At 43.9% G+C, this 15,094-nt stretch carries 13 protein-coding genes and 2 tRNA genes; 10 read left to right on the top strand and 5 right to left on the bottom strand.

From position 1 onward, the window contains the following. Window positions 1-401: 401 nt before the first annotated feature. Both L6E24_RS14295 and L6E24_RS14290 read left to right on the top strand, forming a co-directional pair. Window positions 402-1,520 (top strand): hypothetical protein, encoded by a 1,119-nt coding sequence (locus tag L6E24_RS14295; RefSeq protein WP_257742622.1) that lies wholly within the window; start codon window positions 402-404, stop codon window positions 1,518-1,520. Between the two features lie 157 nt (window positions 1,521-1,677). Beyond that, window positions 1,678-2,256, top strand: coding sequence for a GNAT family N-acetyltransferase (locus L6E24_RS14290; protein ID WP_257742621.1), 579 nt, complete (start codon window positions 1,678-1,680; stop codon window positions 2,254-2,256). 37 nt (window positions 2,257-2,293) lie between these two features. Here L6E24_RS14290 and L6E24_RS14285 read toward each other — a convergent pair. Together L6E24_RS14285 and L6E24_RS14280 are read right to left on the bottom strand one after the other, a co-directional pair. Beyond that, window positions 2,294-2,365, bottom strand: a tRNA-Gly gene (locus L6E24_RS14285). A 68-nt stretch (window positions 2,366-2,433) separates the two neighbouring features. Further along, window positions 2,434-2,505, bottom strand: a tRNA-Gly gene (locus L6E24_RS14280). Window positions 2,506-2,939: 434 nt separating this feature from the next. On the opposite strand from L6E24_RS14280, the gene L6E24_RS14275 reads away from it, so the two are divergent. From L6E24_RS14275 to cobA, 6 genes are read left to right on the top strand one after another with little or no spacing between them, the layout of a single operon-like run. Continuing rightward, window positions 2,940-3,674 (top strand): precorrin-2 dehydrogenase/sirohydrochlorin ferrochelatase family protein, encoded by a 735-nt coding sequence (locus L6E24_RS14275; RefSeq protein WP_257742620.1) that lies wholly within the window; start codon window positions 2,940-2,942, stop codon window positions 3,672-3,674. Then, the gene (hemA, locus tag L6E24_RS14270; RefSeq protein WP_257742619.1) at window positions 3,671-4,942 is read left to right on the top strand and encodes a glutamyl-tRNA reductase; all 1,272 of its coding nucleotides are present in this window, start codon (window positions 3,671-3,673) and stop codon (window positions 4,940-4,942) included. Before L6E24_RS14275 ends, hemA begins: the two co-directional genes overlap by 4 nt. After that, window positions 4,921-5,904, top strand: a complete 984-nt coding sequence (gene hemB, locus L6E24_RS14265) for a porphobilinogen synthase (protein WP_257742618.1) — start codon at window positions 4,921-4,923, stop codon at window positions 5,902-5,904. Before hemA ends, hemB begins: the two co-directional genes overlap by 22 nt. Next, entirely contained in the window at window positions 5,891-7,132 is a 1,242-nt protein-coding gene (hemL, locus tag L6E24_RS14260; RefSeq protein ID WP_257742617.1) for a glutamate-1-semialdehyde 2,1-aminomutase, read from the top strand. The genes hemB and hemL overlap by 14 nt, the downstream gene beginning before the upstream one ends. Next, on the top strand, window positions 7,123-8,007 hold the full coding sequence (hemC, locus tag L6E24_RS14255) for a hydroxymethylbilane synthase (protein WP_257742616.1): 885 nt from the start codon (window positions 7,123-7,125) through the stop codon (window positions 8,005-8,007). The genes hemL and hemC overlap by 10 nt, the downstream gene beginning before the upstream one ends. A 60-nt stretch (window positions 8,008-8,067) precedes the next feature. Next, window positions 8,068-8,793, top strand: coding sequence for a uroporphyrinogen-III C-methyltransferase (cobA, locus tag L6E24_RS14250; RefSeq protein WP_257742615.1), 726 nt, complete (start codon window positions 8,068-8,070; stop codon window positions 8,791-8,793). A 106-nt stretch (window positions 8,794-8,899) separates the two neighbouring features. On the opposite strand, the gene L6E24_RS14245 is transcribed toward cobA, so the two are convergent. The 3 genes from L6E24_RS14245 to L6E24_RS14235 form a co-directional block, all read right to left on the bottom strand. Then, window positions 8,900-9,295 carry a hypothetical protein gene (locus tag L6E24_RS14245; protein WP_257742614.1) on the bottom strand — a complete coding sequence of 132 codons (396 nt, stop codon included), beginning with the start codon at window positions 9,293-9,295 and terminating at the stop codon, window positions 8,900-8,902. A 207-nt stretch (window positions 9,296-9,502) separates the two neighbouring features. Continuing rightward, the gene (locus L6E24_RS14240; protein WP_257742613.1) at window positions 9,503-10,078 is read right to left on the bottom strand and encodes a carbonic anhydrase; all 576 of its coding nucleotides are present in this window, start codon (window positions 10,076-10,078) and stop codon (window positions 9,503-9,505) included. Window positions 10,079-10,388: 310 nt separating this feature from the next. Next, the gene (locus L6E24_RS14235; RefSeq protein WP_257742612.1) at window positions 10,389-10,727 is read right to left on the bottom strand and encodes a hypothetical protein; all 339 of its coding nucleotides are present in this window, start codon (window positions 10,725-10,727) and stop codon (window positions 10,389-10,391) included. Between the two features lie 130 nt (window positions 10,728-10,857). On the opposite strand from L6E24_RS14235, the gene carA reads away from it, so the two are divergent. Then, window positions 10,858-11,913: a glutamine-hydrolyzing carbamoyl-phosphate synthase small subunit gene (gene carA / locus L6E24_RS14230; RefSeq protein WP_257742611.1), complete on the top strand. Its 1,056-nt coding sequence runs from the start codon at window positions 10,858-10,860 to the stop codon at window positions 11,911-11,913. 2 nt (window positions 11,914-11,915) lie between these two features. Then, window positions 11,916-15,086 (top strand): carbamoyl-phosphate synthase large subunit, encoded by a 3,171-nt coding sequence (carB, locus tag L6E24_RS14225; RefSeq protein ID WP_257742610.1) that lies wholly within the window; start codon window positions 11,916-11,918, stop codon window positions 15,084-15,086. The last annotated feature ends 8 nt before the right edge of the window (window positions 15,087-15,094 follow it).

The raw sequence follows: 15,094 nt of genomic DNA, 5'->3' as shown, positions 1-15,094 counted from the left end.
AAGCAGAGGAAAGCATATCTCAGCGAATCCATCTTAGCTTACTTCCACCCTGTGAAAAAACTCACAGGACTCCCGAATTAAACGTTACAGCCACCCTGAGGCGTCTGTTCCCGTAATACTTCGGCCTTACAATGTTGTCTGTCGCCACATATAAACCCTTCGTGAATGTGAGAATTATTGGAACATATCCAACAGATCCAAACCGGAAAATTAAAATATTGAATTTGAATTTCACCCCTAAAAGCAACCACCACCACCCAATCGCGCAAATCTACAACAAAGTGTGATGATAAAATCTCATTTTGGATAACTCCAGCATAACCCGCCAAACCCCTGAATAATTCCGGATAACAGGAAACATCCCACAAACTTATTTCCACCAAAAAGACATAAACCTGATTATGATACTTGAAGAGAGAATTTCTTTTTACGATGAAGAGGATGCTTCCGAATTTATTGATTTTCTTAAAAAGGAAGGTTGCAAAGCTCAGAAACAGACATATAGTGAAGGCATTATTGAAGAAAATCTGGTAGGAAAAGTAAAAGATATCATCAACTGGCTTGAAGAACCCGAAACTTCTGAATACTATATTCTTGAAAATGACCTGGAAAGTGCAAAAGAACAGCTCAGGAATATAGTAATAAATGTTAATAAAATAACTGAAAATCAGAATGCCGGAGAAGTGCTTTTTAAAAACGAAAATATAGAAGAATCAAAAGAACTTTTCTTAAAAATTTACAAAGAAAAATATGAATCCTATATTGAACAATTTAGTGACGATTCTGAAGAATCTACAGAAGAGACAGTAACAAACGACGATATTAAAGAACCAAAAAAATTATCAGAAGCAAAAAATACTGAATCTGACAACGAATCTCCAGGCAGTGCTGAATTAGCAGAGACTGAAAAATTGCAGGATCAAGAATTAATAGATAATCCACTTGATGAAATAGAAGTTCCGGAGTTCATATATTACAATATGCTCATAGAGCAGGGATTTGTCGAAAAATCTGAAGAGGGATATATCGCACCAAAAGAAATTGACAGTGGAGATATACAGATAAATTTAACATTACATAGAGTGAATCTGCCGGAAGACTTCCAGGCAGGAGAAATTGTCAGGCAGATGCACTACGAACTCACAACAAAATATCTTGTTAAAATTGACCCATCAGTTCACCTGTACTGCAATAATGAAGAACTGATTGATCTGATATATGAACTGGATTATGATGAGGATGAAGCCATACAGCTGATCAAGAACCTCAGCATAAAAAAACATATAATCTACAGATTATTAGATGTTGTATCTGAGAATAATGGAATTCCAGTAGAGGAACTTGCAGAGGAAATTAATGAGACAGCAATCAGAAACACAGAAGATAACTCCGGATTCGACATTACACTTACTGATAAGGAAATTTCAATGATTGTCTCCGAACTCCGGAAAATTGGTATATTATCCGGCACCGATAAAAAAATTAAACTGGCCGATAAAAAAAAGAGAAGACAGAGATAATATCTGAGCTTTCTGACAACCGGAATTTCTGCGGAGAAATATTTACCACCAATTTCTTTTAAGCAGACATTTTCCACAGCATTCCCGGAAATTTTCAGATTAAGAAGCATATCCGCAACCAAATATTACAGAGTATAACAGAATCAGAGGAAAATAAATGAATTTTAACGAAATACAAACAGGAAGACTCCTTCTTATCCCGGCAACTGCTGAAATATTTGAATTTGAGCTGGAGAAAAAAGAAATCCCCGATGTCCTGAAAGATATATATATCCCGGAAAACTGGCCACATGAATCAGTCACCAGAGATGTTCTTGAGTTATTTTTTGAACTCGCAAAGCAGGAGAAGATATATACATTTTACTGGGTCATGAGAGATATTTCTGCAGAGAACAGAGTTAAGACCCATAAAACACTCATTGGAAGCGGCGGATTCATATCACAGGAAAACGGAAATTATGAGCTTGGATATTCAGTCATTGAACAGTTCCGGAACAGAGGATATGCCACAGAAGCAATAAGGGCAATGATCAGATGGTCCAAATATTCAGGATTATCAGGGAAAATAATCGCAAATACAGAACCCGGAAACAATCAGTCAATAAAAGTTCTTGAAAAGAACGGATTTGTACCATTTGCCAATGAAGCAGATTCAGCGGAAACAAAAAATACGGAATATACGTCAGATGGAGAAGAAATCCTGAAATTTATTTATTCTGATAAGAGCAGTAAATAATCAGATACACTCTGAGATTCAGGGATATATAATAATATGCGCCGACCGAGACTCGAACTCGGGTTTAAGCGTTGGCAACGCTTAGTGATAACCACTACACTATCGGCGCACAAAAAATCAACAGAATTAAATTTAACTGACAAAACGGAAGATACCGTATTCGGACGTATTGTCTGATGCGCCGACCGAGACTCGAACTCGGGTTTAAGCGTTGGCAACGCTTAGTGATAACCACTACACTATCGGCGCACAAATATTTCCTAAATTACCAGTTGCTTTTGTGCCTTGCACCCGTGGTGCTCTACAATATAAGCAGGTGAAATTTATAAATCTGTCGAAATTAACTTCAGAATCAGAAAAATTAACGGGAAACTAAAATAAAGCAAATGGAAATCAGAAAAGACATCAATATAAAGATAAATCCAAAAATAAACAGACAGAACCGAAAATTATCAGGAACCAAAAATTTGGAAATCAGCAAAATAAATAGAAATAAGATCAAAAAATCTCATAGAGAAACTGAAAATTATCAAAAAAACGGCAGATAAATATCCCCTCCACAGTACAGCGCAGAAGACAATACTCAGAACTTCACCATAAACAGATATTACCCGGATCAGTTCATACAAAACCACCAGGAAAGTATGAATAAATTTTAAAGATATCCCGATCAAATCATATTTATGATACCCCTGATCCATGACTTTACCGGAAAAAGGGTTACAATATTCGGCGGAGGGAAAGTCGGATTCAGAAAAGCCGGCTATTTTTCAGGCGAATCTGAACTTACAATAATAAGCGGAAGTTTCCTTCCGGAATTCAAATCAATACAGGCAAAACTTCTGAAAAGAGAACTCTCCGGATTAACAGACATACAGACGGACTCAAATCCACCGGACAAAGTTCCAATGGACAAAAATTCAGTGGAAAAAAAATCACAGAATAAAAAATACGGCACAGAAAAAGAAAAATTCGATCAAAATACAGAAATCTCTGAAATAATACAAAACTCTGCACTTGTAATTGCTGCAACGTCAGATAAATCAGTCAATAATAAAATCGGCGAAATATGCCGGACTGAAAAAATCCCGTTCAACAATGCAGACGGAGAACCGGGGGACATAATAATTCCTTCAATTATTAAAGGCGAAAACTACACAATCGCAGTCACAACCGGAGGAAAAAGCCCCGGCATTTCAAGGCATATCAGAATACTCCTTGAAGAAAAATTCAAAAACCTTGACGGAATGATCGAAATAACGGAAGAGACAAGAAAACGCTTAAAAGAGACAATTGAAGATCAAAGCGAGAGAAACGGAATAATCAGAGAAATCCTCAGTGACAAAACCGCCTGGGAACAACTCGAAAAGGACAAAAATTCTGCAAGAGAATACATACACGGAAAATACCTCGCATGAAATACAAACTGCACACAGATATTGCATTCGCAGGAATATCCCATCACAACTCTGACATCTCAGAACTGGAAAAATTCCGGTTTGAAGAAGAGACAGACTTTCTGAACAATGCAAGAGAGCACTTCAAGGGAGTAGTGCTGCTTCAGACATGCAACAGAATAGAAATATTCGTACAGGGCGATGCAGAAACCCTCAAAAACTACCTGACAGATAACGGAAGAACCGGGTTCTGGCTCAAAGAAGGATGTGAGGCCTTAAAGCACCTCCTCTACCTTGCTGCCGGAATGGATTCCATGATAGTCGGAGAGGACCAGATTCTTGGACAGCTCAGAAAATCCCTTGCACAGGCGCAGGAGGCAGGCACATCATGCCCTGTCCTTGACCTCTGCATTACAAAGGCAGTCCATGCCGGAATTGAAGTCAGAAAGAGAACAAACATAAACAACGGCGCGGTCTCAATCGGATCGGCGGCTGTCAAACTTGCAGAAGAACTTATCGGCACACTCTCCGGAAAGCACATCCTTGTCGTAGGGGGCGGAGAGATGGGAAAACTGGTTGCACAGGCACTCTCGGCAAAAGAGCTGACAGCCATATATGTTACAAACCGGACATTTAAACGGGCAAAAATCCTTGCCGAAGAGATCGGCGGCAAAGCCGTAATGATGGATGAACTTTACCACTACATCTCACTATCAGACGTAGTAATCTCATGCACAGGAGCACCTCATCCGGTAATAAAAACAGAACCACTGAAAGAGGCCCTGGACAGGATCCGCTGGCCGCTTGACGAAACAAAAAGGCCGCTCATCTTAATAGACATTGCACAGCCAAGGGACATTGAGGAGAAAGCCGGAGATATTAATAGTGTAAAACTCTTCACAATTGATGACCTTAAATCTGTCAGCAATGAAAATATGAGGCTCAGGCGAAAAGAGGCTGAAAATGCCGAAAAATTTCTCCTCGAAGAGCACAGGCAGTTCATATCCCTCATCAACCGTGCGGCTGCAAACGAACCGCTCGCTGACCTGCATACATGGGCAGAGGCTATAAGAGTCAGAGAGAGGGACAGGGCAGTCTCAAGAATAGGAAAAACAGAGAACAGTGTTTCCGAAGTGATAGACGACTTAACAAAAGTCCTCGTAAAAAAACTGCTGAGCGATGCAACGGTAGCAGTAAGAGGATGTGCAGAATCGGGTGACATCAGATCAGCTGAAAATCTGGTTCTGGCAATAACAAGAGGAAGAACATGTACCCGCAAAGAAGACTGAGAAGACTGAGAAAGAGACATATCCAGCCTTTGTTTAAGGAGACAGTCCTTACAAAGGACGACCTTGTAATGCCGCTCTTCTTCGATGAGACAATCGAAGAAAAAAGAGCAATTGAATCAATGCCGGGACAGTACAGATACCCGCTCTCATCAGCAGGAATTGTGGCACAGAGAGTTCAGTCAGCCGGAATAAGATCAATAATTCTCTTTGGAATCCCAAAAGATAAGGATTCAGAGGGAACTTCCGGCTGGACAGAGAACGGAGTTATCCAGAGGGCAGTCAGGGAGATCAAAAAGGAAGTCCCGGAGATGGTTGTAATAGCCGACACCTGCGCCTGCGAATATACAGACCACGGGCACTGCGGGATAATCGGAGATACACCCTGCGGAACTGACCTGTTAAATGATGAATCACTTGAAGTGATGGCAAAGATTGCAGTATCGCAGGCAAAGGCCGGTGCAGACATCATTGCCCCGTCCTGCATGCTTGACGGAATGGTGGCAACTATAAGAGAAGCACTTGACCTGGAAGGATTCACTGAGACACCAATAATGTCATACTCAACGAAATTCTCAAGTGCACTTTACGGCCCGTTCAGGGATGCAGCAGACTCCGGCATGTCATTCGGAGACAGATCGACATACCAGATGGCACCCGAAAATCCAGGCGAGGCATTTTTTGAGTCAGAAACTGACCTATACGAAGGTGCTGACATACTGATGGTAAAACCGGCTGGATTTTACCTTGACATAATATCGTCAGTAAAGACGCTTGGACTTCCCCTTGCCGCTTATCAGGTGAGCGGGGAATATTCAATGATCAAAGCCGCAGCGGCAAACGGATGGCTTGATGAAAAAAAGGTCGCTCTTGAAAGTCTCATAGCAATCAAGAGGGCAGGGGCAGACCTGATAATAACATATTTTGCAGAAGATACAGCGAGGTGGCTAAATGAAAAGCAGTGAACTATTTGAAGAAGCAAAAAAGCTGATTCCCGGTGGAGTCAGCAGTCCGGTAAGGGCAATAAAACCATATCCATTCTATGTGGAGAGTGCAGAAGGATCAAAATTAAAGACAGCAGACGGCGAAGAACTGATTGACTGCTGCCTCGGCTACGGCCCGTTAATCCTCGGCCATGTAAATCCGGTTGTAAAATCAGCAATTGCAGAGCAGATTGAAAAAGGGTGGCTGTATGGCACACCAACTCCATCTGAGCTGGACCTCTCCCGGATGATTATAGCGGATCATCCGTCCATTGATATGTGCCGCTTTGTCTCAAGCGGTTCTGAGGCAACTATGGCAGCAATCCGCCTTGCCAGGGGTTTTTCCGGCAAAAAAGACATAATCAAGATTGAAGGCGGATTTCACGGAGCTCATGACGGAGTGCTGATAAAAGCCGGATCAGGCGCAACAACGATGGGCGTTCCTGACTCTGCCGGTGTAATAGCAGATATAGTAAAGCACACCGCACAGGTGCCCTACAATGACACCGAATCCTTAACAGAACTTATAGAAAAGAATAACGACATCGCCGCCTTCATACTTGAACCTGTAATGGGCAATGTAGGGCCGATTCTGCCAAAAAAAGGTTATCTGCAGGAAGTCAGGAAAATTACGGAGGAGAACGGCGTACTTCTCATCTGTGACGAGGTTATCTGCGGATACCGCCTTGGAATCGGTGGTGCACAGGTAAAATTCGGCATCAAACCTGACATTACGACTCTTGGGAAAGTAGCCGGAGGCGGACTTCCGGTTGGGATATTCGGCGGAAGAAGAGAGATAATGGAGATGGTCGCACCGTCCGGCCCTGTCTATCAGGCAGGCACATTCAGCGGAAACCCGCTCACACTTGCCGCAGGAAAGGCCGCAGTCGGCTACCTGCGTGAAAATCCTGAGATATACGTAAAACTCGAAGAGAATATCAGGGTAATAAAAGAGTCCCTTCCGGAAAAATACCAGTCCAGATTTGTAAATGAAGGCTCAATGTTCAAACTCTTCTTCAGGGACACACCGCCTCAGAACTACATAGAGGCAAAGGAGAGCGACACAGAGGCATTCTCATTATTCTGGAAGAAGATGCTCAAAGCCGGAATTTTCCTGCCTCCTGCACAGTTTGAGACAAACTTCATCTCAACCGCACATTCAGATGCAGACATTGAAAAAATTGCCGGAGCATATTCAGAATGCCTCTGATCGCAGGCACAAGAGGATCAGAACTTGCTCTTGTACAGACCGAAAAGGTCTGTGCAATGCTCTCAGATCTGGGCATAGAAACGGAGATAAAGATAATAAAAACCGAGGGTGACGCAAATACAAAAGTCCCCCTTCACAAGGTAGGGGGTCAGGGAATATTTGTCCGGGCACTCGATGATGCCATCACCAGAGGTGAGGTTGATTTTGCAGTCCACAGCATGAAAGACATCCCCGCCGCAAGGCCGGAAGGTGTCAGGACATGTGCAATACTCAAACGCGATTCTCCGGCAGACTTCCTCGTTCACGAATGCCCGCTTGAGGAGATTAAGGTTGTTGGCACCTCAAGCACAAGAAGGCGTGCCCAGCTGATGCGTGGCAATCTCAATGCAGAGATTAAGGAACTGCGTGGGAATGTAGATACAAGGCTTAGAAAGCTAAAGGAAGGAGAATACGATGCAATAGTCCTTGCCGAAGCCGGTATGCAGAGGCTTGGACTTAATCTTCCGGGCACAAGGCTTCTTCCGCAGTGGTACGTTCCCTCCCCAAACCAGGGCACAATAGCGGTTGTCTGCCGGAATGACGATGACCTTGCCGCACAGTTTGAAACAATAAACCACATTCCGACAGAGAAGGATACTGCAATCGAAAGGGTAGTGATGGAAGAGATTGGCGGAGGCTGCTATACTCCGCAGGGAGTCTATTGCGAGAGCGGATTTTTAATAGCCGAAGTGCTCTCCCTTGACGGCAGCCGCTATGAGAGAATAGAGGATGGCGGAGGATCTCCGCAGGAAGCACGGTTTATCGGACAGAAACTGAAAAGTCTTGCCTTTGACCTTATAGAAGAGGCACGGGTAAGCCTTGGTCTGGAATATTAAATACTCCCATAGATTCAGAATAATCACAGAAATAACAGAATTATCAAGGATTAAAATAAAATGACCGGAAAAGTGTATCTTGTAGGATCAGGCCCCGGCGGTCTTGACCTTATGACATTTAAGGCACGCGAGGTAATCGACAGTGCCGATGTAATACTTTATGATCAGCTGCCCGGAGAAGAGGTCATAAACAGCCTTCCCGATGTCGAGAAGGTTGATGTCGGAAAATACGGCGGAAAACACACCAGAGAGCAGGACGAGATAGAGAACCTGATGGCAGAGTATGCTCTGAAAGGCAAAAACGTGGTCCGGCTTAAAGGCGGAGATCCATTCCTCTTCGGGCGTGGCGGAGAGGAGATGGAATATCTCCGGGCAAAGGGCATAGAAGTCGAGACAGTGCCGGGTATCACAAGCGGAATTGCAGTGCCTGAAAATGTCGGCATTCCTGTTACTCACCGGACATTTGCGTCTCAGGTGACCTTTCTGACAGGGCATGAAGATCCGACAAAACCCGAATCAGCAATAAACTGGAGATGGCTTGCCGAATCTCCGGGAACAATAGTAATTCTTATGGGTGTCAAAAACCTGCCCAATATAACCAAATCGCTCATTGAAAACGGCATGGACAGCGACAAACCGGTAGCGATAATTGAGAGGGGATTTAGGGCCGATCAGAGGGTTACAACCGGAAAATTATCCGATATTGCAGATATTGCAAAAGAGAGAGGAGTCAGACCTCCGGCAATAATCGTTATAGGTGAAGTGGTATCCCTCTACAGGGAATAACCTTTTTTAATACATTATTTTCAGAATTATTGCGTTATTTTCCGGGGACATTCAGAGTTTAAACCCCCGGCAAAAACGAAGAAGAGAAAGCAGCATAATGCCGCCCTCATTCATAGCCAATCATTTCATTGTGAGATTCTTTACCGGAATCACCTTCATTAAGGATGTCATCGGGCAGTTCTTCCTCATATGTATATAGCATAACTCCACCAAAGTATCCTGAGAGCATATTGTAAACTATCACAAACAAAACCCCGATTCCAAGACCCGCCATTCCGGAAAAGAGAGAGCAGAAAAGTGAATTAACAATTGCATCCAGAACCGTCCATTCTCCGCCGGAGAAGGCAATAAAAAATGAAGGTGGCAGAATCAGCCCAAAGGCAGCAAATATTCCAATTATAAGGCTTATAACAAAACCCATGACTAATAAAACCAGCAGGCATATCTTTGACAACTGCCATACATCAAAACCAAGCAGTTCAACTTCCTTTATTACCGCCATTTACAGCAACCCTCCGGCCAACAATCTATATCAAAAAGCAATTATTTTATATTCACATCAATTTTATTAAAACAATCCGGAAATGCTGTTAATTAACGCAGTCGGATCTTCATCAAATCCGGAGTAATAACCACAATATCAAAACGAAGATAAACCTTACTTAAATAATTATGCCAACCAGAATATGAGATGATAAAAAAATCAGAATTAATAGATCTTTGAGAGATCTCCTGTATCCAGATCAAAGTATAAACCGTGAAGTTCAACTTTACCCATCTTTTCAGCCCATTTTACAATCGGATATACCCTCAGGTGCTCCAGCTGAAGTTTAACATTCTCATATTCAACCTTTCGTCTCCATTCCTTCTCACCCTCCGGAGTATCGGGTCTCTCCCCCGCCCTTTCCATCGCCGGATTTGCATTATCAAGCCATAATGGAATATATGCGTCATCACCGGCTTTACCGCAGAGTGCCTTAATTGCTCCGCAGTCTGAATGACCACAGATCACAATATCATCCACCTTAAGATGACGGATAGCATACTCAAGAACTGTTGCAAAGTTCCAGTCACTCACAGGTACAATATTGCCAATATTCCGGTGAACAAATATCTCGCCTGATTTTGCACCCGCAACCCTCTCAGGAGCTACACGGGAATCAGAACATCCAATCCAGAGCACAGTCGGGCTCTGACTCTGGGAAAGCTGTTCATAATGCTCTTTGTCCTGCTTAAAATCCTCTTCAATAAACCGTTTGTTGCCTTCAATGAATTTGTCTATCATGTTATTTCTTCCATTTTTATCTGATAGCAGTCACGCCGTAACAGACTGCCGGTGTTACAGAATATTTTGTAATAACATTAATAAATTTTCATTTAAAACATACGCAGCAGTATAGCCATCAGCAAAAAATAAGCCCAAATGCCGGAATAAATAAGATAATAAAGTGAATGACAGATAATTTCAGATAGGATTAGCTGACATCTGCATGCGCTCACATAACAAAAATGCCGGAAAAAGAAAAAAACGGAGTAACAGAAATAATCTGATTAATTCCGGATAATTATACAACAATCTCTTATTATCAGTCTTATCAGAGATATTTTGTTATCTCTTCTCTAATCAGCGGAAGTGATATCCTCCCAAGTGGTGTCAGATTTCCGTTAACCATCACAATGGGGATAGGCGGATGGTGCTCTTCAATCAGCATAATAATATCTTCAGGCACTCCGTCATCGAGAAGTGTCAGTTTCATTGTGATATTTCCACCGTAAATATGCTCAAGCCTCTCTTTAAGAGCTTCATATGCCTTCACAAGGTTCTCAGACGGTGCGCACTTCTCAAGTTCACATGTCCGGTCCCCGTCACACGGAAAAGGCCCGCATGAAGAATCTGAAAAACCTATAATCTCAATCTTAACTGCTTCAGTCATAAATTATGGTTTGAACTGCAATATAAATAGAAATTTGTTTTGATGATCCATTATAAAGTATTTTTCCGGATGGAAAGCTGCTATCCCCAGTTATTAATACCTTCCACCACCAAGGTATAATGATTAACAGATGAAAGCAGTTTTGGGTCTGGAAAACGGCGAATATATTGTCGGGAACGGTTTTGGTGCTGAAGGTTCCTGCACCGGTGAACTCGTATTTACGACCCAGATGAGCGGTTACATGGAGTCTCTTACTGATCCCAGCTATGCTGGTCAGATTCTCATGTTCACATATCCGCTCATCGGTAATTACGGAGTGGACGAGCAGAACTTTCAGAGTCCAAAGGTCAATGCCCATGGGTGCGTCGTCCATGAGGTATGTAAAAGACCGGCAGCGAATAAACCTCTAAAAACTTTTTTTGAAGAGAACAGCCTTTTGGGAATCTCAGGTGTTGATACCAGAAAACTCACAATAAAAACAAGAATTGAAGGTTCACTGAGAGCCGCACTTGTAACAGGAGATAACAGTCCGGAATATGCAGTTGAACTTGCAAGAGCTGCAAAGCCAATATCTGATATTAATCTCCTGCCGCAGGTGTCAATAAAAGAGCCATGCCGCATTAAAGGTAAGGGCAAAAGAATTGCCGTAATTGATCTTGGAATTAAGAAAAATATCGCGGTGTCATTCAGGAAACGCGGGGCTGATCTCCATATGTTCCCGTACAATGCAAAAGCCTCAGAAGTTGAGGCCTGCAAACCTGAAGCTATATTTTTCACAAACGGGCCGGGCGATCCTGCCTTCGCAACCGATGCAGTTGAATGTGCAAAGCACTTCATGGGAGAGATCCCGGTATTTGGCATCTGTATGGGCAACCAGATCCTCGCCCGCGCTTTTGGTGCTGAGACATACAAGATGAAATTTGGCCACAGGGGTTCAAACCAGCCTGTAAGGCATAAAGACGGATCGATTTATATCACAACCCAGAACCACGGCTTCGCCGTTGACAGGGACACACTGCCCGGTGACTGCGGAGTATTATTTGAAAATGTCAATGACAACTCAGTAGAGGGCATCTACTCAGATGATCTTGATGTCTATGCTGTCCAGTTCCACCCGGAGGCTTTCGGAGGTCCGCGTGACACTGAAAGTCCGGTATTTGATATGATGTACAGGAGGATTCCCTGAATATGCCGCTAAGAGATGATATTAAAAAAGTAATCCTCATTGGATCAGGTCCGATTCAGATCGGACAGGCAGCGGAATTTGATTTTTCAGGGTCACAGGCCTGCCGTGCACTGAGGGAAGAGGGAATTGAAGTAGTCCTTGTAAACTCAAACCCTGCAACCATCCAGACCGACCCTGACATGGCAGATGTAATATATGTCGAGCCGCTAAGGGCTGACGTTATTGCAAAAATAATAGAGAAGGAGAAGCCGGACGGAATTCTGAGCGGAATGGGGGGTCAGACAGCCCTCAACATGACCGCCGAATTAGCCGAGATGGGTGCACTTGAAGGTGTCGAAATTCTCGGCACTCCGCTTGAGGCAATCTACCGCGGTGAGGATCGTGAACAGTTCAGGGACCTGATGAATGAGATAGGCGAACCTGTACCAAAGAGCATCATCCTTGAATCGATGAGCCAGCTTGACGAAGCCCTTGAAACAGTCGGCCTTCCGGCGATAATAAGACCGGCATACACCCTTGGAGGCGCAGGTGGCGGAATCGCCAACAGTCCTGAGGAACTTAAGAGAATTGTCGAGCTTGGTCTTCAGAAATCAAGAATTCATCAGGTACTGATTGAAGAGAGTGTCATCGGATGGAAAGAGATAGAATTTGAGGTCATGCGTGATGCAGCTGACACATGCATAATCATCTGCGGCATGGAGAATGTCGATGCAATGGGTGTGCACACCGGAGAAAGTGTCGTTGTTGCGCCCATCCTTACACTCAGGGACGATGAATTCCAGAAGTTAAGGACAGCCTCAATAAAGATTATCCGGGCACTTGACGTTCAGGGCGGATGCAATGTACAGCTTGCATACAAAGACGGCGATTACAGGGTAATTGAAGTAAACCCGCGTGTATCACGATCATCCGCACTTGCATCCAAGGCAACCGGATATCCTATTGCCCGTGTTGCATCCAAGATTGCTATAGGGCTTCGCCTGGACGAGATCACAAACACTGTGACCGGATGCACTGCCGCATCGTTTGAGCCTGCAATTGACTATGTAGTTGTCAAGGTCCCCAGATGGCCGTTTGACAAATTCAAGGGTGCAGACAGAACCCTCACAACAGCAATGAAGAGCACCGGAGAGGTCATGGCAATAGGCCGGACTCTTGAAGAGGCCTTCATGAAATCCCTCAGGTCACTGGATACTGACATCAATGTGCACACCGACCACTCCGAAATAAGGATGCTGCTCAAACATCCGACAGACGAGCGTTTCGGATGCCTCTTTGATGCCTTCAGGCAGGGATTTTCAGTTGAGGAAGTCTCAGAACTTACAATGATTGACGCTTTCTTCCTCCAGAAGATTGCAAATATCATTGAAACTGAAAACAGGCTCAAATCAGGCAGTCCATCAGATGCAGAGATCATAAAGGCAGTTGACTATGGTTTTACACCGGAAGAAATCTCAGAGATAACCGGCCTTGATAAAGCAGCCATTATAAAGATAGCCGGAGATCCGGTGTACAAAATGGTTGACACCTGTGCCGCTGAATTTCCGGCTAAGACACCATACTACTACTCAACCCGCGGACTTGAATGCGAGATTGAGAAGAACGGAAAGGATAAGGTGCTCATTCTCGGATCAGGCCCTATCAGAATCGGGCAGGGAATCGAATTTGATTACTGCACTGTTCATGCCGTAATGGCTCTGAGGGAAGAAGGGACTGAAGTTCACATAGTAAACAACAACCCTGAAACTGTCTCAACCGATTTTGACACCTCAGACCGTCTCTTCTTTGAACCTATGAAGCTTGGGGATATTATGAACATTCTCAGGAAGGATGACTATTCCGGGGTCATGGTTCAGTTCGGCGGACAGAATTCAGTCAACCTTGCAATGCCGATTGAGAAGGCTATTCAGGAAGAAGGACTCAGTACAAAGATTCTCGGCACATCTCCGGCAGCGATGGACATGGCAGAGGACAGGGACAGATTCAGTCAGCTGCTCGATGATCTTAAAATCCCCTCACCGGCAAATGATTCTGCATACTCTGAAGAGGAAGCGTTTGAGATAGCAAAGAGAATCGGCTACCCGCTTCTGGTAAGGCCCTCATATGTCCTCGGCGGAAGGGCGATGGAGCTTGTCCACGATGACATTGAGCTTCAGAATTACATAAAAGAAGCTGTCAGGGTATCAAAGAAGCACCCTGTACTCCTTGACTCATTCCTTCAGAATGCAATTGAGATTGATGTCGATGCAGTCTGTGACGGAGAAGATGTCCTCATAGGCGGAATTATGGAGCACATTGAGGAAGCCGGTGTGCACAGCGGAGATTCGGCCTGTGTTATACCCCCCCAGTCCCTCAGTGATGACGTAATTGAGACGGTTAGGGATTACACCAGAAAGCTTGCTCTTGGCATAGGTGTCTGCGGGCTTATCAATATACAGTATGCTGTAAAAGACGATGTTGTATATGTCCTTGAAGCAAACCCCAGGGCAAGCAGAACTGTGCCTTTTGTATCGAAGGCAACCGGAATTCCGCTGGCGAAAATTGCTGCAAAGGCAATGGCAGGCATAAAAATATCAGAAACAGGATTTAAGGAGAGGAAGATCAACCACGTTGCAGTAAAGGAAGTTCTTCTTCCGTTTAACAAACTGCCCGGAGTTGATGCAGTTCTTGGTCCGGAGATGAAGAGCACAGGCGAAGTTATGGGTATTGACTATGACTTTGGACGTGCCTATTATAAGGCATGTATTGCAGCCGACAATGAGCTTCCGCTCGAAGGAACGGTATTCATCTCAGGAGGGGACGAGCATAAGAACGAACTTCTTGAGGTCGCCTTAAAACTGAATGAACTCGGCCTGAATATCCTTGCAACCAAAGGAACGGTGGAATTCTTCTCAAAGAACGGACTGGAGGCAAATCTTGTCAGAAAGGTTCAGGAAGGCTCACCAAACATCATTGATATGATGAGAAAAGGAGATGCCAAACTGATAATAAATACCCCGTCTGACAAATATTCAAGGCAGGACCATATGCAGATAATGAGAGCTGCCCTTGATTATGGCATCCCGTATATCACAACCGTACAGGCAGCCAAAGCAGCGGCACTTGCAATTGAGGTCATTAAGAAGGAAGAGGTCACAATTGAGCCGCTGAGCCATTATCACGATATGATATAAACAATATG

This window comes from Methanoplanus endosymbiosus, assembly GCF_024662215.1.
GTDB classification, from domain to species: domain Archaea; phylum Halobacteriota; class Methanomicrobia; order Methanomicrobiales; family Methanomicrobiaceae; genus Methanoplanus; species Methanoplanus endosymbiosus.
This window is presented reverse-complemented; position numbering and strand designations above follow the sequence as displayed.

What these genes read in the sequence shown, in the direction of transcription:
- L6E24_RS14275 (WP_257742620.1), top strand. Translation starts at nt 2,940, where the DNA reads ATGATACCCCTGATCCATGACTTTACCGGAAAAAGGGTTACAATATTC.
- carA (WP_257742611.1), top strand. Translation starts at nt 10,858, where the DNA reads ATGAAAGCAGTTTTGGGTCTGGAAAACGGCGAATATATTGTCGGGAAC.
- carB (WP_257742610.1), top strand. Translation starts at nt 11,916, where the DNA reads ATGCCGCTAAGAGATGATATTAAAAAAGTAATCCTCATTGGATCAGGT.
- cobA (WP_257742615.1), top strand. Translation starts at nt 8,068, where the DNA reads ATGACCGGAAAAGTGTATCTTGTAGGATCAGGCCCCGGCGGTCTTGAC.
- L6E24_RS14245 (WP_257742614.1), bottom strand. Translation starts at nt 9,295, where the DNA reads ATGGCGGTAATAAAGGAAGTTGAACTGCTTGGTTTTGATGTATGGCAG.
- hemB (WP_257742618.1), top strand. Translation starts at nt 4,921, where the DNA reads ATGTACCCGCAAAGAAGACTGAGAAGACTGAGAAAGAGACATATCCAG.
- hemC (WP_257742616.1), top strand. Translation starts at nt 7,123, where the DNA reads ATGCCTCTGATCGCAGGCACAAGAGGATCAGAACTTGCTCTTGTACAG.
- hemA (WP_257742619.1), top strand. Translation starts at nt 3,671, where the DNA reads ATGAAATACAAACTGCACACAGATATTGCATTCGCAGGAATATCCCAT.
- L6E24_RS14290 (WP_257742621.1), top strand. Translation starts at nt 1,678, where the DNA reads ATGAATTTTAACGAAATACAAACAGGAAGACTCCTTCTTATCCCGGCA.
- hemL (WP_257742617.1), top strand. Translation starts at nt 5,891, where the DNA reads ATGAAAAGCAGTGAACTATTTGAAGAAGCAAAAAAGCTGATTCCCGGT.
- L6E24_RS14295 (WP_257742622.1), top strand. Translation starts at nt 402, where the DNA reads ATGATACTTGAAGAGAGAATTTCTTTTTACGATGAAGAGGATGCTTCC.
- L6E24_RS14235 (WP_257742612.1), bottom strand. Translation starts at nt 10,727, where the DNA reads ATGACTGAAGCAGTTAAGATTGAGATTATAGGTTTTTCAGATTCTTCA.
- L6E24_RS14240 (WP_257742613.1), bottom strand. Translation starts at nt 10,078, where the DNA reads ATGATAGACAAATTCATTGAAGGCAACAAACGGTTTATTGAAGAGGAT.